A 26,015-nucleotide genomic window follows, 5' to 3' on the forward strand; every position below is an offset into this window, starting at 1 on the left:
CGGGGCTCAGGGCTTAACGGACTGGCCCGGTTTCTGTTGATCGATGCCGGGGCCCGAGCGGCGGCGCACGGTCGGCTTGCCGGTGCGCGGGGCCGTCTGAGCGCTCGCGCGCGGCGCGGCGGCGGCGCGCGCCTTGGCCTTGCTGCGGGCGGCGGGAACGACTTCCTCGGCGACCGCTTCATCGCCCTGCTGCGCCGCGAGATACGCCGCAGCGGCCGATTCGGCGCTCGCGCCTTCCGGACGCCACACTTGCCCGATCGCCAGCGACTTCAGCTTCTTCTTGCCGCCGTACCACAGGTTCACGAGACCGCGCGAGAAGAACACGGCCGAGAACATCGACGTCAGAATGCCGATACAGTGCACCACCGCGAAGCCGCGCACCGGACCCGAGCCGAACGCGAGCAGCGCGAGGCCGGCGATCAGCGTGGTGACGTTCGAATCGAGAATCGTCGCCCATGCGTGCTTGAAGCCTTCCTGAATCGCGGTCTGCGGCGGCGCGCCGTTGCGCAGTTCTTCGCGGATACGCTCGTTGATCAGCACGTTCGCGTCGATCGCCATACCGAGCGCGAGCGCGATAGCGGCAATGCCCGGCAGCGTCAGCGTGGCCTGCAGCATCGAGAGAATCGCGACGAGCAGGAGCAGGTTCACGGACAGCGAGAGCATCGAGATCAGGCCGAACAGCAGGTAGTACACGATCATGAAGACGGCGATCGCGGCGAAACCGTACGTGACCGAATCGAAGCCCTTCTTGATGTTGTCCGCGCCGAGGCTCGGGCCGACCGTGCGTTCCTCGATGATGTCCATCGGCGCCGCGAGCGAGCCGGCGCGCAGGAGCAGCGCGAGGTCGGTCGCGGCTTGCGGCGTCGGCTGGCCGGTAATCTGGAAGCGGTCGCCGAGTTCGGACTGGATGGTCGCGACCGTCAGCACTTCGCCCTTGCCCTTCTCGAAGAGCACCATCGCCATCGGCTTGCCGATGTTGTCGCGCGAAACGGCGCCGACCGCGCGCCCGCCGGCCGAATCCAGCCGGATGTTCACGGACGGACGCTGATGGTCGTCGAAGCCCGCCGAGGCGTCGATGATGCGGTCGCCCGTGAAAATCACCTGCTTGCGCAGAAACACGGTGCGATCGCCTTGCTTGAACGCTTCGTCGCCGGGAGGAACGGGATCGTTCGGGCCGGAGGCGTACGTGTTCACCGGGTCGGCAAGGCGCGCTTCGAGCGTCGCCGTGCGGCCGATGATGTCCTTCGCCTTCGCCGTGTCCTGCACGCCCGGCAGCTCGACCACGATGCGGTCCGCGCCTTGTTGCTGAATCACCGGCTCCGCGACGCCGAGTTCGTTCACGCGGTTATGCAGCGTCGTGATGTTCTGCTTGAGCGCGCCGTCCTCCACCGTCTTCTGCGTGCCCGCCGAGAACGTGCCGACCACCTGAACGCCGTCGCCGCCCTGGCGCGTCGTCCATTGAAGCTCGGAGACGCCCGTGGAAAGCAGGTTGCGCGCGTTGTCCGCGACCGCCTGATCCGAGAAATTCACGACGACCGATTGCCCCACGCGATTCACGCCGCCATCGCGAATGTTGCGATCGCGCAGATAAGTGCGGGCGTCGGCTGCGTCTGAATCGAGTTTCTTGTTCAGCGCGCCGGCCATGTCGACCTGAAGCAGGAAGTGCACGCCGCCGCGCAAGTCGAGGCCGAGGTACATCGGCAGCGCGTGCAGGGCCGTCAGCCAGCGCGGCGAGGCGCTCTGCAGATTCAGCGCGACGATGTATTGCGGATCGGTCGGGTCGCTGTTCAACGTTTTCGTCAGCAGGTCCTTCACGCGCAACTGCGTGTCGGTGTCCTTCAGCCGCACGCGGATGTTCGCGTTGGTCTGCGAATTGTCGAACGTGACTTCGTCAGCCGTGATGTGGCTCGCGGCGAGCGCGCCTTCCACATTCGCGAGCGTGGACGAATCCAGCTTGACGGTCGCCTTGCCGCTCGACACCTGCACGGCGGGCGCTTCGCCGAAGAAATTGGGGAGCGTGTACACGAGACCGATGACGAGCGCCACCAGCATCACGACATACTTCCAAAGGGGATAACGATTCATGGGGATGGCCGAACAGAAAGTTGGCTTCGGGGGAGAGGGCGTCCGGCGTTATGCGCGACGAGCCGGTTGAGTGACTCGTGTGACTCGGAGGGCTCGGAGCGAGGCCGCGCCGGACGCGAAAGAATCTGGCCTTACAGCGACTTGATGGTGCCCTTGGGGAGAATAGTCGTGACGGAGGCCTTCTGCACGGTGATTTCCGTGCCTTCGGCGATTTCGACGCCGACATACGCTTCCGACACCTTCGTCACCTTGCCGACGATACCGCCGTTGGTCACCACTTCGTCGCCCTTGGCCATGGCGGCCAGCATGTTGCGATGCTCCTTCTGACGCTTCATCTGCGGACGGATCATGATGAAATACAGCACCGCGAACATCAGGATCAGGGGCAGGAAGCTCATCAGGCTCGATTCCGCGCTGCCCGCGGTGGCGCCTTGTGCAAAGGCATTCGAAATGAACGACACGTTGGTCTCTCCGTTATACGTCGAAAATACGTCGAAATTGCGATTCAAAAACCGGCTTGGAAATTAGCCCGACATTCTACCACTCGCCCATGCCGGCAAGGCGCCGGAATGCGCTTTGGCATCAAGCCGTTAGGCCCGCGCGCGGGCCGTTCGGGCGAGCGTTAGAAAGGTGATTGTAATGGGAGCGGCGCGACGGCTGGCGTAAGTTAGTCGACCCCGCGCGCCCGGTTTTCCGCGAAGGTCTTGCGAAACGCCTCGAAGCTGTGATTTTCGATCGACTCACGCACTTCGCCGATCAATTGCAGGTAGTAGTGCAGGTTGTGGATGGTGTTCAACTGCGCGCCGAGAATTTCGCCCACGCGATGCAGATGATGCAGATACGCCCGCGTGAAATTGCGGCACGTGTAGCAGCCGCAGCTTTCGTCGAGCGGTTTCATCGAATTCTTGTGCGTCGCGTTCTTGATCTTCAGATCGCCGAAGCGCGTGAAAAGCCAGCCGTTGCGCGCGTTGCGCGTGGGCATCACGCAGTCGAACATGTCGACGCCCGCCGCCACGCCCGCCACGAGATCCTCCGGCGTGCCGACGCCCATCAGGTAATGCGGCTTGTCGGCAGGCAGCTTCGGTCCGATGTGATTCAGGACGCGCATCATGTCTTCCTTCGGCTCGCCGACCGACAGCCCGCCGATCGCAAAGCCGTGAAAGCCGATGTCCGCGAGTCCGGCCAGCGATTCGTCGCGCAGGTCTTCGAACATGCCGCCCTGCACGATGCCGAAGAGCGCATTCGGGTTGCCGAGCCGCGTGAATTCGTCGATGGAACGCTTGGCCCAGCGCATCGACATGCGCATGGAGTCGGCGGCTTCCTGGTGCGAGGTCGGCACGCCGTTGGTCGCGTACGGCGTGCATTCGTCGAACTGCATGACGATGTCCGAGTTCAGCACCTTCTGGATTTGCATCGACACTTCGGGCGACAGGAACAGCCGGTCGCCGTTGATCGGCGATGCGAACGTGACGCCATCTTCGGTGATCTTGCGCAGATCGCCGAGCGAGAACACTTGGAAGCCGCCGGAATCGGTGAGAATCGGCCGGTCCCAGCCCATGAAGCGATGCAGCCCGCCGTGCACGCCGATCGTCTCCAGTCCCGGGCGCAGCCAAAGGTGAAACGTGTTGCCGAGGATGATCTGCGCGCGGATTTCTTCGAGTTCGCGCGGCTGGATCGCCTTCACGGTGCCGTACGTGCCGACCGGCATGAAAATCGGCGTTTCGATGACGCCGTGATTGAGCGTGAGGCGGCCGCGGCGGGCCTGCCCGTCGGTCGTCAGCAGTTCGAACTTGAGGCCGTTGTCCGGCGGGGTGTGATTCACTGTCATGTAGATTCCTGTGCTACCGGAGAACAGTCCGGCGCGTCGGGTTGAGAAAAGCTCAAGCGCGCGTGAGCAGCATCGCGTCGCCATAGCTGAAAAAGCGGTAACGCGCCTCGATCGCGTGACGGTACGCCTCGCGGATCGTCTCCATGCCGGCGAACGCGGAGACGAGCATCATCAGCGTCGATTTCGGCAAATGGAAGTTGGTAATCAGCCGGTCGACGATGCGGAATTCGTAGCCCGGCGTGATGAAGATATCGGTTTCTGCGCTGGTCGCGGCAAGCGGGCGGCCGGCCTCGGCGGCGTCGCGGGCGGCGGCTTCGAGCGCGCGCATGGAGGTCGTTCCGACGGCGATCACGCGATTGCCGCGCGCCTTCACGGCCGCGATGCGATCCACGAGCGACTGCGGCAGCGCGTACCACTCGCTATGCATCTTGTGCTCGGCGATGTTGTCGACGCGCACTGGCTGGAACGTGCCCGCGCCGACGTGCAGCGTAAGCGTCGCACGTTCGACGCCGCGCGCATCCAGCCGGGCGAAGAGGGCGTCATCGAAATGGAGGCCCGCCGTCGGCGCGGCCACCGCGCCGGGATTCGCGGCATAGACGGTCTGGTAGCGCGATTCGTCGTAGGCGTCGGCGTCGTGCTCGATATACGGCGGCAGCGGCAAGCGCCCGTATTGCTCGATGAGCGTCAGGCAATCGGCCGGGAAATGCAGCGTGTAGAAGGGCTCGACGCGCTCGCCGACGGTCACGTCGAACGCGTCCGCGAGCTTGATCGTGCTGCCCGCCGCGGGACTCTTGCTCGCGCGAATTTGGGCGAGCGCGGTCGTCGGGCCGGTAAGGCGCTCGATCAGCACTTCTACGCGCCCGCCACTGGCCTTCTGGCCGAAGAACCGCGCCTTCAGGACTTTGGTATCGTTGAAGACGAGCAGGTCGCCCGGCTGAATCAAGTCGGGCAGTTCGGAAAAGCGCCGGTCGATGAGCGTGGCCGGCAAGGCGCGGTTGTCCACTTCGAGCAGGCGGCTCGCGCTGCGCTCGGCGAGCGCGCTCTGCGCGATCAGCTCGGGCGGCAGATTAAAATCGAAATCGGAAAGCGTGAACATGGCTTGAAGTCGTGCGAACGAAGCTGAAAACAAGGCACCAGCGCCGAACAAACCTCACATTGTACTTGCGAAGAGATTAGATGCCCTTGTCCGACCGTCGCCTGTCATCCCCGGCCGATGCGCTTTCCGGCGCCGAACCTGGCGCCGCGCTCGCAGCCGCGCCGGCGGCCAAGCGCGCGAAAGCCGGCGACGACGCGGCCAAGAAGACGAAGCCCGTCGTGAAGACGGCGGACAAGCTCGCGAAGCTCGGCCTCAAGTCGGACATCGACCTCGTGCTGCATCTGCCGATGCGCTACGAGGACGAAACCTCGCTCACGCCGATCGCAGAACTGATTCCCGGCGACATCGCGCAGACCGAAGGCATCGTGTTCGACAACGAGATTGCGTATCGGCCCCGAAGGCAGTTGCTCGTCAAGATTCACGACGACGCCGGCGACGAACTCACGCTGCGTTTTCTCAACTTCTACGGCTCGCAAGTCAAGCAAATGGCCATCGGCACGCGGCTGCGCGTGCGCGGCGACGTGCGAGGCGGCTTCTTCGGGCTGGAGATGGTGCATCCGGCGGTGCGCCCCGTCGATGGCGACACGCCGCTGCCGCAGGCGCTCACGCCCGTTTATCCGTCGACGGCGGGCATCTCGCAGGCGTATCTGCGCAAGGCCATCGACAACGCGCTCACCCGCGTCTCCTTGCCGGAGCTGTTGCCGGACCCGGTGGCGCGCGCCCATCTCGCGCCGCTGAATCTACCGGGCCTGCTCGACGCGGTGAAGACGCTGCATCATCCGCGCGCGGATTCGGACGAAACCGCGCTCATCGACGGCACGCATCCGGCGTGGACGCGCATCAAGTTCGAGGAATTGCTCGCGCAGCAGCTATCGCTCAAGCGCGCGCACGCCGAGCGCCGCACGCGCGCCGCGCCCGCGATGCCGCGCCGGACCGCGAGCGATGCCGGTTCCCTTGTCGCGCGTCTGTTGCATGCGCTGCCGTTCCGGCTGACCGGCGCTCAGGAGCGAGTGGTCGCGGAAATCGCGGGCGAACTGACGCTCGCGCATCCGATGCAGCGTCTGCTTCAGGGCGATGTCGGCAGCGGCAAGACCATCGTGGCGGCGCTCGCGGCGGCGCAGGCCATCGACGCCGGTTATCAGGCCGCGCTGATGGCGCCGACCGAAATCCTCGCCGAGCAGCACGCGCGCAAGCTGCGCGGCTGGCTGGAACCGCTCGGCGTGTCGGTGGCGTGGCTCGCGGGCAGTCTGAAGGCGAAGGAAAAGCGCGCCGCGAGCGAGGCGGCGGCGCTCGGCACGGCGCAACTCGTTATCGGCACGCACGCGATCATTCAGGACACGGTGGAATTTGCGCGTCTCGGCCTCGTGATCGTGGACGAGCAGCATCGCTTCGGCGTCGCGCAGCGGCTCGCGCTGCGGGCGAAGGCGCAGAACGCGTCCGATGGCGCGCGCGACTTCCAGCCGCATCAGCTGATGATGTCCGCGACGCCCATTCCCCGCACGCTCGCCATGACGTACTACGCGGACCTCGACGTATCCACCATCGACGAATTGCCGCCGGGCCGCACGCCGATTCTCACCAAGGTCGTCTCGGACGGCCGGCGCGACGAGATCATCGGCCGCGTGCGCGAGGCGGCGCTGACCGGGCGGCAGGTCTACTGGGTGTGTCCGCTGATCGAGGAAAGCGAAACCTTGCAGTTGCAGACGGCCGTCGAGACGTACGAGACGCTGGTCGCCGCGCTGCCGGAATTGCGCGTCGGGCTGGTTCACGGGCGGCTCGCGCCTGCCGAGAAAGCGGCCGTCATGGACGCCTTCTCGCGCAACGAAGTGCAGTTGCTCGTCGCGACTACCGTGATCGAAGTGGGCGTGGACGTCCCGAACGCGTCGCTGATGGTGATCGAGCACGCCGAGCGCTTCGGCCTCGCGCAGTTGCATCAGTTGCGCGGGCGCGTGGGGCGGGGCAGCGCGGCGTCCGTGTGCGTGCTGATGTATTCGAATCCGCTCTCGCAGACGGCGCGCGCTCGTTTGCAGACGATGCGCGAAACCACCGACGGCTTCGAGATCGCGCGCCGCGATCTGGAAATACGCGGGCCCGGCGAATTCCTGGGCGCGCGTCAGTCGGGCGAGGCCATGCTGCGCTTCGCGAGCCTGGAACAGGACGGCTGGCTGATCGAGACTGCGCGCGAGGCGGCCCAACAGATGCTCGACGCCTTCCCGGAGGCCGTCGAGCGGCATCTCGCCCGCTGGCTCGGCGCACGCGAGCAGTATCTGAAGGCATAGGCCGCGAACTTGGCGGCGTTTCGTCGGTCCCTATTTGATTCGAGTGATTCGCGCTTCATCCGCGCGCGCCGGCCATCGACGAGTTGTCGAACCGGCATTCCCGGGTGTATAACTCAAACCTATTGAATCCATGTCTTCCATTGGTCCCCAATGACGCTTACTGAATTGAAGTACATCGTCGCGGTGGCGCGCGAGCGGCACTTCGGCCGCGCCGCCGAGGCGTGCTTCGTCAGCCAGCCGACGCTGTCGGTGGCAATCAAGAAGCTCGAAGACGAGCTGAATGTGCAGATCTTCGAGCGCGGCACGAGCGAGGTCAGCGTCACGCCGATCGGCGAGCAGATCGTCACGCAGGCGCAGCGCGTGCTCGAACAGACGCTCGCCATCAAGGAAATCGCCAAGCAGGGCAAGGATCCGCTCGTCGGGCCACTGCGTCTGGGCGTCATCTACACCATCGGGCCGTATCTGCTGCCGACGCTCGTCAAGCAGATGATCAAGTCGGTCCCGCAGATGCCGCTCATGCTGCAGGAAAACTACACGCTCAAGCTGATCGAGCTTCTGAAGCAAGGCGAAATCGACGTCGCGATCATGGCGCTGCCGTTTCCCGAAACCGGGCTGATGGTGCGCGCGCTCTACGACGAGCCGTTCGTCGTGGCGATGCCTTCCGGCCACGCGTGGGAGAACCGCAGCAAGATCGACCCGGACGATCTGAAGCAGGAAACCATGCTGCTGCTCGGCAGCGGTCATTGCTTCCGCGATCATGTGCTCGGCGTCTGTCCGGAACTGATGCGCTTCTCGCAAAACGCCGACGGCATTCAGAAGACGTTCGAAGGCTCGTCGCTGGAAACGATTCGGCATATGGTCGCGAGCGGCGTCGGCATCACGGTGCTGCCGCGCATGTCGGTCATGGAAGTGAAGCCGCACGCGCCGGGCATCGACTCCGGCTTGCTCAGCTACGTCCCGTTCGACGAACCGGTGCCGGACCGGCGCGTGGTCCTCGCGTGGCGAAAGAGTTTCACGCGGATGCCGGCAATCGACGCCATCTCCGATGCCATTGCCGCTTGCGATTTACCGGGCGTTAAAAAGCTGGATATGCCGGTGGCGGTGAATTAAGCCGACTTCTGCTTTTCGATTGATCTGAACCGCGCGCTCGAAAGAGGCGCGGTTTTGTTATTTGCGGCCGAGCTTTTATGCGGTTCTGTGTTTTTTGGTCAATTGCCGCGATCGCGATAAAAATGCTGTTTCTCGCGCCATAGAATTTTTGTCCGGGCGCGGCATGTCCGTCGCGCCTCATACACAGGAACGAGAATAAAAATGGGCTTTTCAGAAGCAGTTCGCGTGGCGTTGATCGAAAAATTCGCTACTTTCAACGGCCGTGCTCGCCGTTCGGAATATTGGTACTTCCAGCTTTTCGCGGGCATCGTCGCGGGCGTTGCAATGGTGCTGATGGGCATGAATGAAGATTCGCTAGCCGTTATTTCGCTCGTCTCGATCGTGGTTCTCGCGCTGTTCGTGCCGAGTCTCGCAGTCACGGTTCGACGGCTGCACGACACCGGCCGGTCCGGGTGGTTTTATCTCGTCGCGTTCGTGCCGATCGTCGGCGGCATTCTGGTCTTTATCTGGACGTGTTCGCGCGGCACGGACGGCGTGAACCGCTACGGTTCCGATCCGCTTAACGCCGCGTGATACCCGGACGGCGCCATGCGCCGTCCCATCCGCGCCATCCGCGCCACCCGCCTATCGGATAAATAAAATTAATCGAATAGCGAAATCCGATAGCTTTGATAAGCTCTGTTCCCAGAGAGCCGCCCGGCTCTGACAAGACACGAGGAACAGAGCGATGACATCCCGCCAGCCCGCCGCATCCCGCGCCGCTTCGGCAGCGACGCCATGGTCCGAACTGCGCGCCGTCGCGCTCGACGTCCTCGCCGCCTTCGCCCGCACTGCGTGACGCCTTCTTCATCCCAAGCCAACACAAACCACGGAGTATCACGATGACGACCCAACGACTCACCACCGCCAGCGGCGCGCCCGTAGGAGACAACCAAAACTCGCAGACCGCCGGCCCGCGCGGCCCCGTGACGCTGCAGGATTTCTGGCTCATCGAGAAGCTCGCGCACTTCGACCGCGAAGTGATTCCCGAGCGCCGCGTGCATGCGAAGGGCTCGGGCGCGTTCGGCACGTTGCGCGTGACGCACGACATTTCCCGCTACACGAAGGCGAAGCTCTTCAACGAAATCGGCAAGGAAACGCCCATTTTCATGCGCTTTTCGACGGTGGCCGGCGAGCGCGGCGCGGCCGATGCCGAGCGCGACGTGCGCGGCTTTTCCATCAAGTTCTATACGGAAGAGGGCAACTGGGACGTGGTCGGCAATAACACGCCGGTGTTTTTCATTCGCGATCCGCTCAAGTTTCCCGACTTCATCCATACGCAAAAGCGCGATCCGTACACCAACCTGCGCAGCAACGTGGCGGCGTGGGATTTCTGGTCGCGTCATCCGGAATCGCTGCACCAGGTGACCATTTTGATGAGCGATCGCGGCATTCCGAAGAATTATCGGCAGATGCACGGCTTCGGTTCGCACACCTTCTCGTTCATCAACGCGAATAACGAGCGCTTCTACGTGAAGTTCCACTTCAAGTCGCAACAGCCGCTCGAAAACTTCACGGATGCCGAAGCCGCCGCCGTGATCGCCGCCGACCGCGAAAGCGCGCAGCGCGATCTCGTCGAGAATATCGACCGGGGCAACTTCCCGCGCTGGAATTTCCGCGTGCAGATCATGCCGGAAGCGGACGCGGCGACTTACCGCTTCAACCCGTTCGACATCACGAAGGTGTGGCCGCACAAGGACTATCCGCTCATCGATGTGGGCGTGATCGAGCTGAACCGCAACGCGCAGAACTACTTCGCGGAGGTCGAGCAGTCGGCTTTCACGCCGGCGAACGTCGTGCCGGGCATCGGCTTTTCGCCGGACCGGCTGTTGCAAGGGCGGCTTTTCTCGTACGGCGACACGCAACGCTATCGCCTCGGCATCAATCACCATCAGATTCCGGTGAACGCGCCGCGCACGCCGGTGGCGAATCCGTTTCATCGCGATGGCGCAATGCGCGTCGACGGCAATCTCGGTGGCCGCGTGAACTACGAGCCGAACCGCTTCGGCGACTTCAGCCAGGACCCGAGCGTGAACGAGCCGCCGCTCGCGGCGGGCGCGGTCGATCGCTACGATCATCGCGAGGACGAGGACTACTACAGCCAGCCGGGCGCGCTCTTCCGCCTGTTCGATGACGGGCAGCGCGAGCGGCTCTTCGGCAACATCGCGCGGCACATTCACGGCGTGCCGAACGAGATCATCGCGCGGCAGATCGAGCACTTCCGCCGCGCCGATCCGGCCTATGCGCAAGGCGTCGTCGATGCGCTCGCCCGCATCGGGCAGCGGGTCGACGCGAACAAGGACATCGACGAGGAAGATACGGCCGCTGTGTGACTCGCGTGAAAGGCGCGGCGGCAACGGTCGAACGGGAACGCAGGAGCAAGATCATGACCCAGACACTGAACATCATCGGCCAGGCGGTGGATCGCCTGGAAGCGACGAGCCGCCGGGCAACGCGCGGTGCGCGCGTCGCAGTTGCTTTCGGAATCGTGGCGGCGGCGTACGGACTCGTCGTCGCGAGCGCGCTGCATGGCGCGGGCGGGTTCGCCTGACGTCATCCGCCTTGCGCAGCGCGCGGCATGAGCGCCGCGAAGCCTTGCTGCACAAGGAAACCGCCGCGTTTCTAAGATACACTGTCGATCGCTCGAAACGCCGCGCGGCGAAACAATGCGTCACGCGCGGCGCACCACGTTCGAATCACTCTTTCACGGAGTCATCATGGCGAAAAAAGGCATTGCACCTGCCGTCAACATCGGCATCAACGACAAAGACCGCAAGCGGATCGCCGACGGGCTGTCGCGGCTGCTCGCGGACACCTACACGCTCTACCTGAAGACGCACAATTTCCACTGGAACGTCACGGGGCCGATGTTCAACACGCTGCACCTGATGTTCGAGACGCAATACACGGAACTGGCGACGGCCGTCGATTCGATCGCGGAACGCATTCGCGCCCTCGGCGTGCACGCGCCGGGCAGCTATCGCGACTTCGCGAAGCTCTCGTCGATTCCGGAAGCCGAAGGCGTGCCCGACGCCGAAGACATGATCCGCCAACTGGTGGAAGGTCAGGAAGCGGTGGTGCGCACGGCGCGCGAGATTTTCCCGGCGACCGAAGCCGCCAACGACGAGCCGACCGCCGACCTGCTGACGCAGCGCATGCAGACGCATGAAAAGACCGCGTGGATGCTGCGCTCGATGCTCGCGTAAAGCGCTTCTCTTGTCCGTTCAGGAAACCCGTGCGATGTACTGCACGGGTTTTTGCTTTTCAGAGCGGCGCGCAGCGCTGGACTAAAATATCTGCTCTTCCGTTCCGGCCGCCTTCCATGCTCGCCCGTCTCCCGCTCTATATGCGCCTCGTGCGCCTGGACAAGCCCATCGGCAGCCTGCTGCTTTTGTGGCCGACGCTCAACGCGTTATGGATCGCGTCGGATGGCCGGCCATCGCTGATGCTGATCGTGATCTTCGCGATCGGCACGCTCCTGATGCGCTCGGCGGGTTGCGCGATCAACGATTACGCCGACCGCGATTTCGACCGCTACGTGAAGCGCACCGCCGAGCGGCCGATCACGTCGGGCAAGATTCGCGCGTGGGAAGCGGTGGCGCTCGCGGCGGCGCTGTCGCTCGTCGCGTTCCTGCTCATTCTGCCGCTCAACGCGCTCACGAAGGAACTGTCGGTTTTCGCGCTGTTCGTCGCGGGCACGTATCCGTTCACCAAGCGATTCTTCGCGATTCCGCAGGCGTATCTGGGCATCGCGTTCGGCTTCGGCATTCCGATGGCGTTCGCCGCCGTGCAGGATCATGTGCCGATGCTCGCGTGGATCATGCTCGCGGCCAACGTGTTCTGGTCGGTGGCGTACGACACCGAATACGCGATGGTCGATCGCGACGACGACATCAAGATCGGCATTCGCACGTCCGCGCTCACGTTCGGCCGGTACGACGTGCTCGCCGTGATGCTGTGCTACGCCGCGACGCTCGCGGTGTATGCGGGCATCGGCGTCGCGCTGCACTTCGGCTGGCCGTACTGGCTCGGCTGGCTGGGCGCGGCCGGCTGCGCGGGGTATCACTACACGCTTATCCGAAATCGCGAGCGCATGGCGTGCTTCGCCGCGTTCAAGCACAACAATTGGCTGGGCGGCGTGTTGTTCGCGGGGATTGCGCTTCAGTACGCGCTGGCAGGCTGAGAGTGCGCGGCGCGTGGCGATTCATTGATGCTCGATCGTGTCGATCTCATCAAGCTCGACATGGAAGGCAATCGGACTGGACGTGCTTCGGGGCGCGAAGGAAACCATCGAGCGGTGCGCGCCCGTCATGCTCGTCGAAGTGTTCAAGAACGACGAGAAACTCAATCGGACGTTCTGCTCGCGTTGAACGCACGTGACCCGCTGTTGAGGCATATCGCGCAGCGCGGCAAGAGGTTTTTCATCGAATAACCCGCGCGCGCCACGTCATATCTGCGCTTTCAAGAGCCTCAAGCCGCGCCGAATTCATCCCCCATTTCCTTGGCCCGCGCTTGTGCCGCCAGCGCGCCGCGCACGATCGCGTCCTTCACGCCTTGCGCATCGAATGAGGCGAGCGCGGCCGCCGTCGTGCCGCCCTTCGATGTCACGCGCTCGCGCAGCACGCTCGCCGGTTCGCTCGACTGCGCCGCGAGTTGCGCCGCGCCCGTGAACGTCGCGACCGCGAGCGCGCGGCCTTGCTCATCGTCCATGCCGAGGGCGCGCGCCGCTTCCTGCATCGCTTCGATGAAATAGAACACGTACGCCGGACCGCTGCCCGAGATGGCGGTGACGGCGTCGATCTTCGCTTCGTCGTCGAACCAGACGGTCGCGCCGACCGCTTCCAGCACTTGCGATGCAAGCGCCTTCGCCTCGTCGCTCACGCCCGGCAATGCGGCGAGCCCCGTTACGCCCATGCCGATGAGCGCGGGCGTGTTCGGCATGGTGCGCACCACGTTCGCGTAGCCGCCGAGCCACCGCGAGAGGTCCGCCGCGCGGATGCCCGCCGCGATGCTGATGACCGTCTGCCGCGCGAGATGCGGCGCGAGCGCCTCGGCGACGCCTTTGAGCACCTGCGGTTTCACGGCGAGCAGGATGGCGTCGTAGCCCGCGAGCTTCGCGTCGATGGCCGCGCCCGTCTCGATGCCGAATTGCTTCGCGGTGCGCGCGCGCGCTTCGTCGTTGATGTCGATGGCGTAGATATCCGCAGGCGCGACGCCGCGCTTGATGAGACCGCCGATGAGCGCCGCGGCCATGTTGCCGCCGCCGATGAATGCGATTTTCATGGTGAGTGATGAGTCAGTGGGTGTAAGTGCGCTTGCCGAAGATCGCGGTGCCGATGCGCACGATGGTCGCGCCTTCGAGCACGGCGGCTTCGAGATCGGCGGACATGCCCATCGAAAGCGTGTCGAGTTCGAGGCCGTCGGCGCGCAGCGTACCCATCAGATCGCGCAGGCGCGCGTGCGGCGCGCGCTGGGCGTCGAGCGTGTCGGCGGGCTCGGGAATCGACATCAGCCCGCGCAGACGCAGGCCGGGCAGCTTGGCCACCGCATGCGCGAGCGCCGCGGCGTCATGCGGCTCGACGCCGCTTTTGGATGCCTCGCCGCTCACGTTCACCTGCACGCACACGTTGAGCGGCGTCGCGCCTTCGGGACGCTGCGCGGAAAGGCGCTCCGCAATTTTCAGGCGGTCGATGGAATGCACCCAGTCGAACTGCTCCGCGACGAGCTTCGTCTTGTTCGATTGCAGCGGCCCGATGAAATGCCATTCGATCTCGCGGCGCAAGTCTGCGAGCGCCGCGATCTTCGCGATGCCTTCCTGCACGTAGTTCTCGCCGAACGCCCGCTGGCCGGCATCGAAGGCGGCGCGCACGTCGTCGGCGGGGAAGGTCTTGGATACGGCGAGCAGCGTGACGGACGCCGGATCGCGCGACGCGCGTTCGGCGGCCTGCGCGATCCGTTGACGGACTTCTTCTAGATGTTGAGCGATGGACATGCGCGAGCGACATTCATGGCGGATCGGGCCATTATACGAATCCGCCTAGCCGTACAGCAGATGCTCCAGAAGCTGAATCCAGTGCGTCACCGGCGTGGATGTGCCGCTTTGCAGATGCGCGATGCAGCCGACGTTCGCCGACACGATCATCTGCGGCTCGGTCTTTTCCAGCCGGTCGAGCTTCTGGTTGCGCAGCGCGTAAGCCATTTTCGGCTGCAGCACCGAATACGTTCCGGCCGATCCGCAGCACATGTGCGCGTCCGCGGGCAGGCGCACTTCGAGACCGAGCGCCGTCAGAAGATGCTCGACGCGCCCGCGAATCTGCTGCCCGTGCTGCAACGTGCACGGCGGATGGAATGCCACGGTATGCACCGCACGCCGCCGCGCCAGTGCGACGAGTTCTTCTTCGAACGCCGGCAGAATTTCGGCCAGATCGCGCGTCAAGTCGACGATGCGCCGCGCCTTGTCCGCATACATCGGATCGTTGCGCAGCAGGTGCGCGTACTCCTTGACCGTCGCGCCGCAGCCCGACGCGTTCATCACGATCGCCTCGACGCCGCTTTCGACATACGGCCACCACGCGTCGATGTTGTTGCGCACGTCGTCGAGCGCGTCATCGTTATAGCCGAGATGCAGACGAATCGCGCCGCAGCAGCCGGCGCTCGGCGCGGTCACGATCTCGATGCCGAGCGCATCGAAAACGCGCGCCGTCGCCGTGTTGACGTTCGGCATCATCGCGGGCTGCACGCAGCCGGCGAGCATCAGCATCTTGCGCGCGTGCTTGCGCGTGGGCGGCGCGAGCGGCTTCTCGGGCACCGGAATCTTCGCGCGCAGCTTGCGCGGAAGCACGCCGCGCACTTGCTGCCCGAGCTTCATCGCGGGCGTGAAGAGCGTGCTGTTCGGCAGGAAGCTCGCAAGAAAGCGGCGCTGGATGCGCTGACGCATCGGCCGCTCGACCTTCTGCTCGACGACCTTGCGGCCGATCTCGACGAGTTTGCCGTACTGCACGCCCGACGGGCACGTGGTCTCGCAGTTGCGGCACGTGAGGCACCGGTCCAAATGCGTCTGCGTGCTGCGCGTGGCGGGCGCGCCCTCGAACATCTGCTTCATCAGATAGATGCGCCCGCGCGGTCCGTCGAGTTCGTCGCCGAGCAGTTGATACGTCGGGCAAGTCGCCGTGCAGAAGCCGCAGTGGACGCACTTGCGGAGAATCGCGTCGGCTTCGTCGCCATCGGCGGTGCCGCGGATGAAATCGGCGAGATTGGTTTGCATTGCGTGTTGCTCGGTTCGCCTAAAAATCGGGATAAAGCCGGGCGCGGTTGAAGATGCGCGCCGGATCGAACGCGGCCTTCAACCCGCGGTGAATCTTCATGAGCGGCGCGGGCAGCGGCGTGAACACGCCCGCGTTGCGGTCGTAGGCCGAGCCCGCGCGAAAGATCGTCGCGTGGCCGCCGGCCTGCTTCGCGCTGATGCGCACGGTCTGCGGATCGGTGTCGGTGATCCACCAGCGTTGCGCGCCGCCCCATTCCATGAGTTGCGCGCCCGGCAGATGCAGCGGCTCCGCAATCGACGGCAGCGCGAGTCGCCAGAGCGCCGAGCGCGGTTCGATCACGGCGAAGAACGGGTCCGTCTGTTCGCGCAGGCCGATCCAGAAGCGGTCGGCCTCGACCGCATCCACCACTTCGCCACCGAGCGAATTGCGCGCGGTCTTCACGGCCGCTTCCGCGCCCGCCAGACGCAGCGCGAGCGTGCCGTCGCGCCACGCGCTGCCGCTGATCGGCAACGGGTGGCCGCCCCATTCATTGAGCTTGCGCACGCCGTCGGTGGCGTGCATGTCGAATTTGAGCGTGGCTTCCGCGACGGGTCGCGGCAGCACCTTCACCGACAATTCGAGAATCAGCCCCAGCGTGCCGAGCGATCCCGCGAGCAGCCGCGCGACGTCGTAGCCCGCGACGTTCTTCACCACTTGCCCGCCGAAGCGCAGCACTTGCCCGCGTCCGTTCATCACGGCCGCGCCGAGCACGAAATCGCGCGCCGCGCCGGTCCACGCGCGGCGCGGTCCGGCAAGACCCGCCGCGATGCAGCCGCCGAGCGTCGCATTGCGGCCGAAGTGAGGAGGCTCGAAAGGCAGCATCTGGCCATGTTCTCTTAACGCAGCCTCGATTTCAGCAAGGGGCGTTCCGCTTTTCGCGGTGATGACCAGTTCCGCCGGATCGTACGAAATGATCCCGCGATAGGCGCGCGTGTCGAGAATCTCTCCCTGGAGCGTCTGGCCGTACCAGTCTTTCGTGCCGCCGCCGCGAATGCGCAGCGGCGCGCCGGTCTCGCTGGCCCGGGCGATCCGCTCCGACCAGGCGGCGACGATGTCGTCCTGTTCCATGGTGTCCCGCTCTTGTGATCCGCTTTTCGTATGGCTTGCGCTACGCCTGTCCGGTCGATTGTACCGGCCGCTTAACGCAGCCGTACCCGGACAAACGTGGATAGCGAAACGCGCGGCGAGCGCGGCGGCCGATCAGAAGCGCGGCAGTTCGGGATGCGGCAGGAGGCCGCCGCGAATGTGCATCTTGCCGTACTCGGCGCAGCGCGCGCGCGTGGGAATGGCCTTGTCGGGATTGAGCAGGCGCAGCGGATCGAACGCGCGCTTGACCGCGTGAAACGCGTCGCGCTCTTCCGGCGAAAACTGCACGCACATCGAATTGATCTTCTCGATGCCCACGCCATGTTCGCCCGTCACCGTGCCGCCGAGCTCCACGCAGGTTTCGAGAATGTCGGAACCGAACGCTTCCGCCCGATGCCATTCGTCGAGATCGTTGCCGTTGAAGAGAATCAGCGGATGCATGTTGCCGTCGCCCGCATGGAACACGTTGATGCAGCGGAGCGCGTACTTCTTCTCCATCTCTTCGATGCGCGCGAGCAGCGGTCCGATGGCGCGGCGCGGCACCGTGCCGTCCATGCAGTAATAGTCGGGCGAAATGCGGCCCGCAGCGGGAAACGCGTTCTTGCGGCCGGACCAGAACTTGAGCCGCTCGGCTTCGGAACGTGAAATCTGAATGCGCGTCGCGCCATGCTCGCGCAGCACGGCGGTCATGCGGACGATTTCCTCGGCGACTTCGTCGTACGTGCCGTCGGATTCGCACAGCAGAATGGCGGCTGCGTCGAGATCGTAGCCGGCCTTGACGAACTCCTCGACAGCGCGCGTCGCGGGCTTGTCCATCATTTCGAGGCCGGCCGGGATGATGCCCGCCGCGATGATCGCCGCCACCGCGTTGCCGCCTTTGACCACGTCGTCGAAGCTCGCCATGATGACCTGCGCGGTCTGCGGCTTCGGAATCAGCTTGACGGTGACCTCGGTGACGACGGCGAACATGCCTTCGCTGCCGATCAGCACCGCGAGCAGATCCAGCCCCGGCGCATCCGGCGCGAGCGAGCCGAATTCGACGATATCGCCTTCCATCGTCACGGCGCGCACGCGCAGCACGTTATGCACGGTAAGGCCGTATTTCAGGCAGTGCACGCCGCCTGAATTCTCGGAGACGTTGCCGCCGATGGTGCAGGCGATCTGCGACGACGGGTCCGGCGCGTAGTACAGCCCGTAAGGCGCGGCGGCTTCCGAGATGGCGAGATTGCGCACGCCGGGCTGCACGGTGGCCGTGCGCGCGTACGAATCCACTTCGATGATGCGCCGAAAGCGCGCGAGCGACAGCACGATGCCGTGGCGAATCGGCATGGCGCCGCCGGAGAGCCCGGTGCCCGCGCCGCGCGGCACGATCGGCACGCCGAGCCGCGCGCAGATCTGCACGACGCGCTGGACCTGCGCTTCCGTCTCGGGCAGCACGACCGCGAGCGGCAGGCGCCGGTAGGCGGCGAGACCGTCGCATTCGTAGACGGACGTGTCCTCATCGCGAAACAGCAGGCAATGCGTGGGCAGCACGGCCATCAGCGCCTGCACGACTTCGCGCTGGCGCTCGGCGAGCTGTTCTTCCGTGAGCGCGGGCGCGTCCTCGTGCGGCAGATTCGGCGAGAATTCCGGCGCGGCGGCGTCGGAGAACTCGGGCTTGAGTTCGTCGGGTGCGTTCATGTCTCCTCCCGGCGCCTGAACATGACGGCGCGTATTCGATAAAAGTCTCTGACGCGGCGACACCCCATGTTGCGCGCTCGTGGCTTCTTCGTCCACCGGGCGCGCGGGATGCGGCGGCGTTGCTTAACGCGTGAACGCGAAGATCTTGCCCGGATTCATCAGGTTCTTCGGATCGAGCGCGTGCTTGATGGACCGCATCACGTCGATGCCGTCTTCGCCGTGCTCGTCGAGCATGAAGTCCATCTTGTGCAGCCCGACGCCGTGCTCGCCCGTGCACGTTCCGCCGACTTTCAGCGCGCGCTCGACGATGCGCCGGTTCAGGCGCTCTGCTTCGTCGCGTTCCTCGGGCTTCGCGGGATCGAGCAGCATTGCGACATGAAAATTGCCGTCGCCGACGTGTCCGACGATCGGGCAGGGCAGCGACGAGCCGAGCAGGTCCTTCTCCGTCTCTTCGACGCATTCGGCCAGACGCGAGATCGGCACGCAGACGTCGGTGGTCACGGCGCGGCAGCCGGGCTTCAGTTGCAGCATCGCGAAATAGGCGTTGTGGCGCGCGGTCCAGAGGCGGCTGCGGTCTTCGGGACGCGTCGCCCATTCGAAGTCGGTGCCGTGGTTTTGCGCCGTAATCTCCTGCACGGTCTGCGCCTGTTCCTTCACGCCCGCTTCGGTGCCGTGGAATTCGAAGAACAGCATCGGCGATTCGCGCAGCGTCAGATTCGAATGTCGATTGATGGCCCGCACCGCGAGCTTGTCGACGAACTCGACGCGGGCGATCGGCACGCCCATCTGGATCGTTTCGATGACGGCGCGCACGGCGTCGCCCATCGACGGGAACGCGCAGACGGCCGCGGAGATGGCTTCGGGCTGCGGATAGAGCCGCACCGTGATTTCGGTGATGACGCCGAGCGTGCCTTCGGAGCCGACGAAAAGCCGCGTCAAGTCGTAACCCGCCGACGATTTGCGCGCGCGCGTGCCGGTATGGATGACGCGGCCGTCGGCCAGCACGACGGTCAGCGCGAGGACGTTTTCGCGCATCGAGCCGTAGCGCACGGCGTTGGTGCCCGAGGCGCGCGTCGCCGACATGCCGCCGATGCTCGCGTCCGCGCCGGGATCGATCGGAAAGAAGAGGCCGGTGTCCTTCAGCGCTTCGTTCAGCTGCTTGCGGGAAATGCCGGGCTGCACGGTGGCGGTGAGGTCTTCGGCGTTGATCGAGACGACGCGGTTCATTTCGGACAAGTCGATCGAGACGCCGCCTTGCACCGCGAGCAGATGCCCTTCGAGCGAGGATCCGTTGCCGTACGGGATGATCGGCACATCGTGCTCGGCGCACAGCCGGACGATGGCCTGCACCTCTTCCGTGCTGCGCGCGAACACGACGGCGTCGGGCAATTGCGGATCGAACGGGGATTCGTCGCGGCCGTGATGTTCGCGCACGGCCTGGCTCGTGCTGACGCGCTCAGCGAAGTGTTGCTTGAGCGCGTCGAGCAGGGCGGCGGGAAACGGCCGGCGGATGGCATGCGGCAAGGCGGGGTGATTCACGGGCGTCTCCGGCGGATTTTTTGTCGATTTCGTGCTTCGGGCGGCGTGCGTGCTGTTTGGCGGTTGCACGGCAGGGCGCCGAAATGCTGTCTTATTCTACGCGCGGGACGCTCGCGGCGCGCGGCGTCGGGGGGGAAGCGAGGGGCGCTGCCTATAATGCTTCGGCAGATTTTTGGCGCATTTGAATGACAAAGGAGCAGTGATGGGTAACCGCCTCAGCAAGATCGCGACGCGCACCGGCGACGATGGCACCACCGGACTCGGCGATGGCCGCCGCGTTTCGAAAGACGATGCGCGCATTGCGGCGATCGGCGATGTCGATGAACTGAATTCTTCGTTGGGCGTGTTGTTGTGCGAGGCTTTACCGCCGGATGTGCGTAATGCGCTCACGCAGATTCAGAACGATTTGTTCGATCTGGGCGGCGAATTGTCTATTCCGGGACATTCGATGATCTCGGATTCGCATTTAGCGCGGTTGGATGCGTGGCTCGCGGATTACAACTCGACTTTGCCGCCGCTTAAGGAGTTTATTTTGCCGGGCGGGTCGAGAGCGGCGGCTTTGGCGCATGTTTGCCGCACGGTGTGTCGAAGGGCGGAGCGGGCGATTGTTGCTTTGGGGCGTATTGAAGTCGATGCGGTTAATGACGCGCCTAGAAGGTATGTTAATCGGTTGTCGGATTTGTTGTTCGTGTTGGCGCGGGTTTTGAATCGGGCGGATGGGGGCGTCGACGTATTATGGAAGCATACTTTAGATTGAGGACAGTCAAGAATTTTTGAAGAATTTTGAGGAAGCGGTTGCGGGAAATACGGTGATGCGCTACCTTTTCTCCGAACTGTGCGAGCTCTCGGAAAAATGGAGACCGATTAGATTGGCAGAACTAACCAAAGAGCAGATTTCCTTCTTAAGGCTGCATCGAATCCCAGAGTCATTGCTTTTCGATGCGTCCGGACTATCTAAGAAAGCGCGCGAGACAGCGATGCGCGAACTGCAAAAAAATTTTTCTATGGTGGTTCAGAGTGCGCGAAGGGTGGGCATACATTGCGCACTAAGGCAGGGCATTGCATCCAATGCGACACCTCGAAAATAGCATTTCAGCTCAGAAGCTCCGATTCGGGCTTTGTTTATCTTGCGCACTCCGAATCGACGGGATACGTGAAGATTGGCTATAGCAGAGACGACCCGCACGCTCGCATGGAAAAGCTTCGCGAACAGGCTTATGGCGGGGCTCGCGATTGGGTTATGAAGCGAGTTGTTTGGCTCGAGCGAGATGCGGGAAGTCATGAGTTCGCAATCCAATATCGGTTATCCGAGTTTCAGAGGCTAGTCGAATACGAAAAGCAACTCGGATCGATCGTGGTGTGCCGCGAAATTTTTGCTTGTCGTCTCGCCCACGCCATAAAAGTGTTTGAGCAGGTGCCGATCTGACAAGTCAGCACTGACCCGGCGTGAGTGCGTCAAATTCTCTAGTGAGCGCGTTGCCCAGAAATGTTGAACCTTTATCTGCTTGACTTGCCAGTCTATCGCGTGGATGAGCAACGCTACTATCGTGATAGGGCCGAGTTCATCGATCGCGTCCTTTCTTCGCCCGGCGCTGAGCATAGCGACAGATGGCCGTTACGTGGGAAGAGTCATGCAGATCATCTTGCCAATGCTACATTTCATCTCGAGAGATCTTTTGGAGGATGTTGGCTCTTCAACGAGATCATTGGCTATATTCGGCTTCATTTTCTCGGAAGTCAAGTGAGAGGCGAGTATTACTGTGTCGGTCATCGGCGCATCAGAAAGACCAGAAAAAAGCAGTTCGAGTTCCAAACCTGGAAATTGGCTGTAGAACGTAACATTGACGAGAAGTCGACCAACGAACAAACCTTCGCTGCGATCATGAAATATGTCGATCACTGCCGCGCTGAGTTGCCCGGCCGCTACATCGACGACAGTCAGCTCTCAAGGCTGGGACCTTTCATCGACTGGCGAGGCCTGCGCCAGATCGCACATCGAGAGGGCGCCTCCGAATAAACACCGGAGGGGCACGCTCGCGGCTCTTCATGAGGTGTGACCGTTATCTCGGGTGGCCCCTCTTGACCCGCCGCTGTTTGACCGCTTCCGCCAATCCCTCGAGCACCCCGACGCTCTCCTCCCACCCAATACAAGCATCAGTAACGCTTTGCCCGTAAGTAAGCTCGCACCCTTCCTTCAAATCCTGCCGCCCGGCGACAAGATGCGATTCCACCATCACGCCGACGATCCGCTCATCGCCAGCGGCCAACTGACGCCCGATATCCGCGCAAACCGGAATCTGATTCTCATGCTTCTTCGAGCTATTCGCATGGCTGGCGTCGATCATCAAGCGCGCCGCTAATCCCGCCTTGCCGATATCGCTGCAAGCCGCATCCACGGAAGCCGCATCGAAGTTTGGCGTCTTGCCACCGCGCAAAATGATATGGCAGTCCTCATTCCCAGCGGTCGAAACAATCGCCGAATGCCCGCCCTTCGTCACAGAAAGAAAATGGTGCGGCTGCGAAGCGGCCTTGATCGCATCCACCGCGATTTTCACGTTGCCGTCCGTGCCGTTCTTGAATCCGACCGGACACGAAAGCCCCGAAGCCAGTTCCCGATGCACTTGCGATTCGGTCGTCCGCGCGCCGATCGCGCCCCAGGAGATCAAATCCGCGATGTACTGCGGGCTGATCATGTCGAGATATTCCGTCCCCGCGGGCAACCCAAGCTCGTTGATATGCATGAGCAATTCCCGCGCGGCACGCAATCCGTCGTTGATCTTGAAGCTGTTATCCATATACGGATCGTTGATCAGCCCTTTCCAGCCCACCGTCGTGCGCGGTTTTTCGAAATACACGCGCATCACGATTTCCAGTTCGCCCGCGAACCGCTTGCGCTGCTCGATCAAGCGCCCCGCATATTCCAGCGCCGCCTTCGGATCGTGAATCGAACACGGCCCGATGATGACGATCAACCGGTCATCCATGCCATGCAGAATGCGATGCATCGATTGCCGCGCGTTGAAGATGAGATCGGACACCGGCTCCGTGCAGGGAAATTCGCGGATCAAATGCGCGGGCGGGACGAGTTCCTTCAACTCACGGATACGAACGTCATCGGTATTGTGCGGGGGCATGGCGATTCTCCAACGGCAATGTTCTGAGCAAAAAATGGAAGGCAAAAAAAAACCGCCAGACTCTCTGGCGGTTTTTCGGGAATTCGGTTTTGCGTATCTGCAACCTACGACTCACCCCTCTCGATCCGCCAGCGGCTTGAGATGCCAAAAGAAATAAAAATAAAACTTGGCGGACATGGTGAGCACAGGGCGCATTGCAAAAGGGTGACCGTCTTTATAACCTCAAACGGGCGGCGCTGACAAGCGGCCGCGCGTCGAACGCGGGAAATCCGCATCGGCGGCTTCGAACGATTCCGATCGCGCCACCGCCGATGCGGCAAAACTGCATCAAATCGTGCCACCCACCGTCATCTTCTCGATACGCAACGTCGGCTGACCGACGCCGACCGGCACGCTCTGGCCTTCCTTGCCGCACACCCCCACGCCGCTGTCGAGCGACATGTCGTTGCCGATCATCGTCACGTATTTGAGCGATTCCGGACCGCTGCCGATCAGCGTCGCGCCCTTCACCGGGTATGTGATCTTGCCGTCCTCGATCATGTACGCCTCGGACGCCGAGAACACAAACTTGCCATTGGTGATATCCACCTGACCGCCGCCGAAATTGACCGCGTACAGGCCGTTTTTCACCGACGCGAGAATCTCCTGCGGGTCCTTGTCGCCGTTGAGCATGTACGTGTTCGTCATGCGCGGCATCGGCAGCGCGGCGTACGACTCGCGGCGCGCGTTGCCGGTCACCGGCATCTTCATCAGGCGCGCGTTGAGCGAATCCTGAATGTAGCCCTTCAGAATGCCGTCTTCGATCAGCGTCGTGCACTGCGTCGGGTTGCCTTCGTCGTCGATATTCAGCGACCCGCGGCGATTCGGCAGCGTGCCGTCATCCACCACCGTCACGCCCTTCGCCGCCACCTGCTCGCCGATGCGGCCCGCGAACGCCGACGATCCCTTGCGGTTGAAATCGCCCTCCAGCCCGTGTCCGACCGCCTCGTGCAACAGCACGCCGGGCCAGCCCGGCCCGAGCACGACCGTCATCGCGCCGGCCGGGGCAGGGCGCGCTTCCAGGTTGACGAGCGCGGCATGCACGGCGTCGTCGACGTACTTCGACAGAATATCGTCCGTGAAGTAACCGTAGTCGAAGCGTCCGCCGCCGCCGCCCGTGCCGATCTCGCGCCGGCCGTTCTGCTCGGCGATCACCGTCACCGAGACGCGCACGAGCGGCCGCACGTCCGCCGCCAGCGCGCCGTCGCTGCGCGCGACGAGCACGACGTCGTATTCGCCCGCGAGCCCCGCCATCACTTGCGTGATGCGCGGATCGCGCCCGCGCGCCATCTGTTCGACGCGCTCCAGCAGCCTGACCTTCGCGTTGGCATCGAGTGAATGGAGCGGATCGGCGGGCACGTATAGATCGCGGCCCGAGACGCCCGTGAGCGTGCTCGCCGGCTTGATCTTGTGCTTGCCGCCGCCCGCCTTCGCGATCGCCCGCGTGGCGAGCGCGGCCTGGCGGATGGACTCGGGCGAAAGATCGTCGGAATAGGCGAAAGCCGTGCGCTCGCCCGACACGGCGCGCACGCCGACGCCCTGATCGATGCTGAAGCTGCCCGATTTGACGATGCCTTCCTCCAGACTCCACGCTTCGCTGCGCGTGGACTGGAAGTACAGATCCGCGTAATCGACGCGATGCGTGAAAATCTCCGCGAGCGTGCGCGTGATGAGACCCTCGTCGAGGCCGTACGGCGTCAGGAGAACGTCCTTCGCCGTGACCAGGTTGCGGATGCCGGGTTCGATGATGTTCATGCGGTGCCTATTGCGTTGATGCAGCGTGTTCGGTGAATTCGGACAATTCTACTGTCCGCGTCGTTCAGGCCATGTGCGGGACCACTTCCGCGCGTTCAAGGCCGTCAAAAAGCCTATTTTCGAGATGCGGCGCGTCAGCGCGACGTCGGGACATCGGGACGTGGCGCAGGAACGCCTACGCGATCACCCGATGCCGGTACGCCGGCAAACTCTGCCGCACGTTCGCGATGCGCTCGGGATCGATCGCGCCCGCGACGACGCCCGCGCCTTCCTCGCGCACGGCGACGATCTCGCCCCACGGGTCGATCAGCATGCTATGTCCCCATGTGCGGCGGCCGTTTTCGTGCTTGCCGCCTTGCGCGGCGGCGAGCACGTAGCATTGGTTCTCGATCGCCCGCGCCTTGAGCAGCGTCTCCCAGTGCGCACGGCCGGTGGTGTACGTGAACGCGGACGGCACGACCATCAGCGCGCAGTCGCCCATCTTCCGGTACAGCTCGGGAAAGCGCAGGTCGTAGCAGACGGAGAGGCCCACGCGCCCGAATGGCGCTTCGAAGGTCCGCACGTCCGCGCCGGGCACGATGCTGCGCGCTTCGTCGAACGATTCCTCGCCCTTTTCGAAATTGAACAGATGAATCTTGTCGTAGCGCGCGACCTGCTCGCCGTCCGGACCGAAGACGAGCGACGTGTTCAGCACGCGCGACGCTTCCGGCGACTTCAGCGGTAGCGTCCCGCCGATGACCCACACGCCATGTTTGCGCGCAGCCTCGGAGAGGAATTGCTGGATCGGGCCGTCGCCGGGCGTCTCGCGGATCGCGAGCTTGTCGGTGTCCTTGAGACCCATGAAGCAGAAGTACTCGGGCAGCAGCACCAGTTGCGCGCCGCCTTGCGCCGCCTCGGCGATGAGCCGCCCGGCCTCTGCCAGATTGCGGTCGCGATCCGGCGTGCTCACCATTTGCAGCGCGGCGACCGGGAACGGCCGCACGGTGCTTTCGCTCGATTGTTCGGTCATGTTCGTGGCGCTGGGTTGGTCGAAGAGGGACG

Annotated in this window: 24 protein-coding genes; 11 read left to right on the forward strand and 13 right to left on the reverse strand. The window is 63.8% G+C overall.

Going from position 1 to position 26,015, the window contains the following annotated elements; translation table 11 throughout:
• Positions 1-6 precede the first annotated feature (6 nt).
• From secD to queA, 4 genes are all read right to left on the reverse strand, one after another.
• On the reverse strand, positions 7-2,085 hold the full coding sequence (gene secD / locus NCR34_RS02670) for a protein translocase subunit SecD (protein WP_248321206.1): 2,079 nt from the start codon (positions 2,083-2,085) through the stop codon (positions 7-9).
• A 131-nt stretch (positions 2,086-2,216) separates the two neighbouring features.
• The gene (gene yajC, locus NCR34_RS02675; protein ID WP_159835259.1) at positions 2,217-2,546 is read right to left on the reverse strand and encodes a preprotein translocase subunit YajC; all 330 of its coding nucleotides are present in this window, start codon (positions 2,544-2,546) and stop codon (positions 2,217-2,219) included.
• 206 nt (positions 2,547-2,752) lie between these two features.
• Positions 2,753-3,913 (reverse strand): tRNA guanosine(34) transglycosylase Tgt, encoded by a 1,161-nt coding sequence (gene tgt, locus NCR34_RS02680; RefSeq protein ID WP_250499027.1) that lies wholly within the window; start codon positions 3,911-3,913, stop codon positions 2,753-2,755.
• Between the two features lie 52 nt (positions 3,914-3,965).
• The gene (gene queA, locus NCR34_RS02685) at positions 3,966-5,009 is read right to left on the reverse strand and encodes a tRNA preQ1(34) S-adenosylmethionine ribosyltransferase-isomerase QueA (RefSeq protein ID WP_248321208.1); all 1,044 of its coding nucleotides are present in this window, start codon (positions 5,007-5,009) and stop codon (positions 3,966-3,968) included.
• 80 nt (positions 5,010-5,089) lie between these two features.
• Between queA and recG the strand changes: the two genes are divergently transcribed.
• The 8 genes from recG to NCR34_RS02725 all read left to right on the forward strand — a co-directional run bounded on the left by recG (position 5,090) and on the right by NCR34_RS02725 (position 12,807).
• Positions 5,090-7,288, forward strand: a complete 2,199-nt coding sequence (recG, locus tag NCR34_RS02690; protein WP_250499028.1) for an ATP-dependent DNA helicase RecG — start codon at positions 5,090-5,092, stop codon at positions 7,286-7,288.
• Between the two features lie 150 nt (positions 7,289-7,438).
• Positions 7,439-8,398 carry a hydrogen peroxide-inducible genes activator gene (locus NCR34_RS02695; protein WP_175939478.1) on the forward strand — a complete coding sequence of 320 codons (960 nt, stop codon included), beginning with the start codon at positions 7,439-7,441 and terminating at the stop codon, positions 8,396-8,398.
• 201 nt (positions 8,399-8,599) lie between these two features.
• On the forward strand, positions 8,600-8,971 hold the full coding sequence (locus tag NCR34_RS02700; RefSeq protein WP_248321211.1) for a DUF805 domain-containing protein: 372 nt from the start codon (positions 8,600-8,602) through the stop codon (positions 8,969-8,971).
• A 308-nt stretch (positions 8,972-9,279) separates the two neighbouring features.
• Positions 9,280-10,770: a catalase gene (locus tag NCR34_RS02705; protein ID WP_248321213.1), complete on the forward strand. Its 1,491-nt coding sequence runs from the start codon at positions 9,280-9,282 to the stop codon at positions 10,768-10,770.
• A gap of 53 nt (positions 10,771-10,823) precedes the next feature.
• Positions 10,824-10,988, forward strand: coding sequence for a hypothetical protein (locus NCR34_RS02710; RefSeq protein ID WP_175939481.1), 165 nt, complete (start codon positions 10,824-10,826; stop codon positions 10,986-10,988).
• A gap of 166 nt (positions 10,989-11,154) precedes the next feature.
• Positions 11,155-11,643 carry a Dps family protein gene (locus NCR34_RS02715; protein WP_175939482.1) on the forward strand — a complete coding sequence of 163 codons (489 nt, stop codon included), beginning with the start codon at positions 11,155-11,157 and terminating at the stop codon, positions 11,641-11,643.
• Positions 11,644-11,759: 116 nt separating this feature from the next.
• Complete coding sequence (ubiA, locus tag NCR34_RS02720; RefSeq protein WP_248321214.1) at positions 11,760-12,620, forward strand: 4-hydroxybenzoate octaprenyltransferase; 861 nt, start codon at positions 11,760-11,762, stop codon at positions 12,618-12,620.
• A 37-nt stretch (positions 12,621-12,657) separates the two neighbouring features.
• Complete coding sequence (locus NCR34_RS02725) at positions 12,658-12,807, forward strand: hypothetical protein (protein ID WP_250499029.1); 150 nt, start codon at positions 12,658-12,660, stop codon at positions 12,805-12,807.
• 100 nt (positions 12,808-12,907) lie between these two features.
• On the opposite strand, the gene proC is transcribed toward NCR34_RS02725, so the two are convergent.
• The 6 genes from proC to NCR34_RS02755 form a co-directional block, all read right to left on the reverse strand.
• Complete coding sequence (gene proC / locus NCR34_RS02730) at positions 12,908-13,720, reverse strand: pyrroline-5-carboxylate reductase (protein ID WP_248321217.1); 813 nt, start codon at positions 13,718-13,720, stop codon at positions 12,908-12,910.
• A gap of 13 nt (positions 13,721-13,733) precedes the next feature.
• The gene (locus NCR34_RS02735) at positions 13,734-14,429 is read right to left on the reverse strand and encodes a YggS family pyridoxal phosphate-dependent enzyme (protein WP_248321218.1); all 696 of its coding nucleotides are present in this window, start codon (positions 14,427-14,429) and stop codon (positions 13,734-13,736) included.
• A gap of 45 nt (positions 14,430-14,474) precedes the next feature.
• Positions 14,475-15,701 carry a glycolate oxidase subunit GlcF gene (gene glcF, locus NCR34_RS02740; protein WP_248321220.1) on the reverse strand — a complete coding sequence of 409 codons (1,227 nt, stop codon included), beginning with the start codon at positions 15,699-15,701 and terminating at the stop codon, positions 14,475-14,477.
• A 19-nt stretch (positions 15,702-15,720) separates the two neighbouring features.
• The gene (glcE, locus tag NCR34_RS02745; RefSeq protein ID WP_206467544.1) at positions 15,721-16,809 is read right to left on the reverse strand and encodes a glycolate oxidase subunit GlcE; all 1,089 of its coding nucleotides are present in this window, start codon (positions 16,807-16,809) and stop codon (positions 15,721-15,723) included.
• A gap of 132 nt (positions 16,810-16,941) precedes the next feature.
• Complete coding sequence (locus NCR34_RS02750) at positions 16,942-18,507, reverse strand: FAD-linked oxidase C-terminal domain-containing protein (protein WP_241269821.1); 1,566 nt, start codon at positions 18,505-18,507, stop codon at positions 16,942-16,944.
• A 123-nt stretch (positions 18,508-18,630) separates the two neighbouring features.
• Positions 18,631-20,046, reverse strand: a complete 1,416-nt coding sequence (locus tag NCR34_RS02755; RefSeq protein WP_248321222.1) for an FAD-binding oxidoreductase — start codon at positions 20,044-20,046, stop codon at positions 18,631-18,633.
• Positions 20,047-20,248: 202 nt separating this feature from the next.
• Here NCR34_RS02755 and NCR34_RS02760 point away from each other — a divergent pair, with 202 nt between their 5' ends.
• The 3 genes from NCR34_RS02760 (at position 20,249) to NCR34_RS02770 (ending at position 22,063) form a co-directional block, all read left to right on the forward strand.
• Entirely contained in the window at positions 20,249-20,803 is a 555-nt protein-coding gene (locus NCR34_RS02760) for a cob(I)yrinic acid a,c-diamide adenosyltransferase (RefSeq protein WP_248321224.1), read from the forward strand.
• 435 nt (positions 20,804-21,238) lie between these two features.
• Positions 21,239-21,472 (forward strand): hypothetical protein, encoded by a 234-nt coding sequence (locus NCR34_RS28315; RefSeq protein WP_502800038.1) that lies wholly within the window; start codon positions 21,239-21,241, stop codon positions 21,470-21,472.
• Positions 21,473-21,532: 60 nt separating this feature from the next.
• A complete protein-coding gene (locus tag NCR34_RS02770; protein ID WP_248321228.1) occupies positions 21,533-22,063 on the forward strand; it encodes a hypothetical protein in 531 nt (176 codons plus the stop codon).
• Positions 22,064-22,106: 43 nt separating this feature from the next.
• Here the strand turns inward: NCR34_RS02770 and aroG are convergent, their stop codons facing one another.
• The 3 genes from aroG to NCR34_RS02785 form a co-directional block, all read right to left on the reverse strand.
• Positions 22,107-23,180: a 3-deoxy-7-phosphoheptulonate synthase AroG gene (aroG, locus tag NCR34_RS02775; RefSeq protein WP_250499249.1), complete on the reverse strand. Its 1,074-nt coding sequence runs from the start codon at positions 23,178-23,180 to the stop codon at positions 22,107-22,109.
• A gap of 327 nt (positions 23,181-23,507) precedes the next feature.
• The gene (gene tldD, locus NCR34_RS02780; protein ID WP_248321232.1) at positions 23,508-24,974 is read right to left on the reverse strand and encodes a metalloprotease TldD; all 1,467 of its coding nucleotides are present in this window, start codon (positions 24,972-24,974) and stop codon (positions 23,508-23,510) included.
• A 175-nt stretch (positions 24,975-25,149) separates the two neighbouring features.
• Positions 25,150-25,983 (reverse strand): carbon-nitrogen hydrolase family protein, encoded by an 834-nt coding sequence (locus NCR34_RS02785; RefSeq protein WP_248321234.1) that lies wholly within the window; start codon positions 25,981-25,983, stop codon positions 25,150-25,152.
• Positions 25,984-26,015: the final 32 nt, after the last annotated feature.

Source organism: Caballeronia sp. GAWG1-5s-s (genome assembly GCF_023631445.1).
Lineage (GTDB): Bacteria > Pseudomonadota > Gammaproteobacteria > Burkholderiales > Burkholderiaceae > Caballeronia.